Origin of the sequence: Paramesorhizobium salinisoli, assembly GCF_003335045.1 — a bacterium.
Taxonomy (GTDB): domain Bacteria; phylum Pseudomonadota; class Alphaproteobacteria; order Rhizobiales; family Rhizobiaceae; genus Paramesorhizobium; species Paramesorhizobium salinisoli.
Map to the genome: position 1 here is coordinate 1 of NZ_QOZG01000059.1, position 2,783 is coordinate 2,783.

3 protein-coding genes are annotated in these 2,783 nt (G+C 45.4%); 1 reads left to right on the forward strand and 2 read right to left on the reverse strand.

The annotated features are described in order from the left end of the window. The first annotated feature begins 166 nt into the window (after nt 1–166). Nucleotides 167–1,111, forward strand: coding sequence for a LytTR family DNA-binding domain-containing protein (locus DUT91_RS24680; protein ID WP_114443020.1), 945 nt, complete (start codon nt 167–169; stop codon nt 1,109–1,111). Nucleotides 1,112–1,113: 2 nt separating this feature from the next. On the opposite strand, the gene DUT91_RS24685 is transcribed toward DUT91_RS24680, so the two are convergent. Together DUT91_RS24685 and DUT91_RS24690 are read right to left on the reverse strand one after the other, a co-directional pair. Further along, nucleotides 1,114–1,398: a hypothetical protein gene (locus DUT91_RS24685; RefSeq protein WP_114443021.1), complete on the reverse strand. Its 285-nt coding sequence runs from the start codon at nt 1,396–1,398 to the stop codon at nt 1,114–1,116. A 182-nt stretch (nt 1,399–1,580) separates the two neighbouring features. Beyond that, nucleotides 1,581–2,480 carry a LysR family transcriptional regulator gene (locus DUT91_RS24690; protein WP_114443022.1) on the reverse strand — a complete coding sequence of 300 codons (900 nt, stop codon included), beginning with the start codon at nt 2,478–2,480 and terminating at the stop codon, nt 1,581–1,583. Between the last annotated feature and the right edge of the window lie 303 nt (nt 2,481–2,783).

Genomic DNA, 2,783 nt, shown 5'->3' on the forward strand with positions numbered 1-2,783 from the left:
GAGGCACATCGCGGGCAGTCAGTGGTCGACGCGCAAATACATGAATATGGACCCGCTCTACGCGGAGCAGACCTCAACCCACGGAGCCGTCGCCTCATAAAAAGGGCGAAAGATTCTGGACACTACCTTTAAAAGTATTCACATAATCTGGGAGGAACGCCACAAAATGTCTTTGCTAGAAATGGAAATGAATAAGCACTTCATTGCTCGAATTTCCTTTCCCTTTATAAATGTTCCCTCAGCTTTTTGCCGGTTGTGCAAGCTGATCAGTTCAGAGAAATATACGTTTTGGACCGGGGTTGCCATCGCGCACAAACTTGCATTGATCATAGGAGGGTCAATGGTGACATTCGTCTTGACGTTTTTTTTGGCGTTATACTTGTCATTTTACTTTATTATAAATACTTTCTCGGAAAAAATACACCCTTTTCTTACAAACTATACTTCATATTGCTATATTAATACGGTAGAAGATATCGTGGTTTTTAATATTTTATTCATAATACTGGTATCCACCATTTCAATGACAGCCTGCCTAATAACGAAACGTCATTTCATGGCTTGCTTTGGCGTGGCAATGGCAGGCGCAATGGCATTGCTGGATTTTTATTCTGCAAGATATTCCATGAAGATCATCACCCGACCCTATTACACGGAGTATCTTGTCGATATTAAGAGAATAATACCTTATTTCGTAATGATTATAACCACCTACTGGGTCCTTTATAAGGATTTGTTTTTTTTCCTCTGGAAACTCAAACCGAAGCAGAATGATGAAAATATGAATAGCCTATTGCCGGAGCGTTTGCGTGGCAAGGTGCTGGTTGTTCATGCGCTCGGCCACTATATAGAGGTCATTACGGAATATGGGCGAACCGATATCCGGGCATCGTTCTCCGAGGCACTAAAACGTCTTCGCCGCGAGAACGGATTAAAGATTCATAGATCCTATTGGGTCAACCGTGAGATTATAGGTTCGCTGGAAAAACAGGGCAATCGGTTTTTTGTACGGACCTGCTATGGAAATATTCCAGTCTCTCCGGCAATGGTGAATAAAGTCGCCAATTTGGTACCGGCAGAAGAATGCAACGGGCCCCGCGCGAAAAGCTGACACTACAAGGCGATAATGCTGTTACGGGCCAGCTGTGAAAAAGATACGACATCTTTTTCATCCGCCAGCAATTTATTTAATATTTTCTTCTCCTCATCTGGAAGAGAAGTCTCCATGATCGTTTGCAAGGCTTTGTCGAACGCACGCATAATATCTCCGTTGTTACGGAAGCGCTTTGCGACTTGATCCGCTGGTGCGAATGAAAATTCAAAAACGTTGCGCACATTGCGCATATGCGAAGGAAATTTGCCGAATTCGTTATCGATGCTTGGTAATTTTAGTTCCATGACACGCAATCTTGATGGTCATATTCCATTTCGCAGGCCATCTGCCATAAGTTTGCAGGCGGAATGATCTACACCTAGAGCATGCTTCCCAAAAGTGGGAACCGGTTTTGGGAAGCATGCTTGAAAACAAAATATTAAAGCGCGTTGCCCAAGTGCAATGAGGCACAACGCGCTTTGACTACTCACTGGCCTTGAGAGAAGGCCGTCTGAATGTCGGAGCGGTTCAACTTGAACTGATGGTTTTGCCCATAAGGGAGAACCAGCCCCAGAGGCACATGAACTGGCGAAGAGAACCGAAGCGAACGCAAATCCACATCCTTACGCAGGGATTGCGCCATGATCTTTGGCAGGAGCGCCGGCGCGCCCAACTCCAATATAAAGTGCCGCAGGATTTCAGTGCAATTTATCTCCGTAAGCTCTCCAGGGCATGTTCCGGTTCCTTTGAGATTTTCGTAGATCTTTTTAGTCGTATCCGGCGCTATGCCGGAATAGAGAACGGCATTTTCGGGCACCTTATCCCAGGAAATGTTCCCATCGCTGAAATTGATATCCCTGGTTTGCGAATATGATGCGACCATAACGATCTCGCTGGTATAGAGAGGAAAATACTCGCTATTTTTCGGCCTCGCATCCCCGTCGATAAAGGCCATGCATTCATCACGGCTTTCTATTGCATGGAAGATTTCCTGCCTCTCCGCAGAATTGATTTTTATTTGACGCCCGTCGAACTTCGATATTACACCACTCAGCCAATTCCACGATACTGCGGAAGCATACGGCGTCTGTATGAGTACCTTCGGTGCGTTCCGTTTTTCCGAATGAAGTGCCTTCAATATCTGGTCATACACGGCGAGAGCCTTGGCAAGTATTTCATACACATCCTGACCGCGCGGTGTTAATTTTGTAGTTCTTATTTTTCCTGTTCTTTCAAATAAATTTGCGCCTAAGGTAGATTCTAGCTCATTGATAATACTGATCGTAGCGGGCTCTGAAATACTAGAGCAACGTGCCCCCTTGGTAAAACTTCCTGCTTCGACAACCGATAAAAAAACACCCAATTTCTTTCTGCTGAGGTTTAGCACAGCTTCCTCCTTTTCTAGTTGAAGAGCCTTTTATAGCGGAATATGAGTTTTTTCTAATGTCGCAAATGTGACAATAAATGATTTTGGCACGAAATTTAGCAATCCGTCACGAATTTAGAGCGTGTCCACTTTATTCGGGGTCATATTGACCTGCCAATGAACTTTCATCCAGCGGTGATTAGAGCCTCGGCGGTTTTTGAACCGCCCCAGGTTTTTGGACCAGCGGAGGCTGGAGTTTTCCGGCTTCCCTTCAGGGAGGCGGGCTGGTTGCGCCTCCCGATTTCATCAGCGAGATCGGCACCT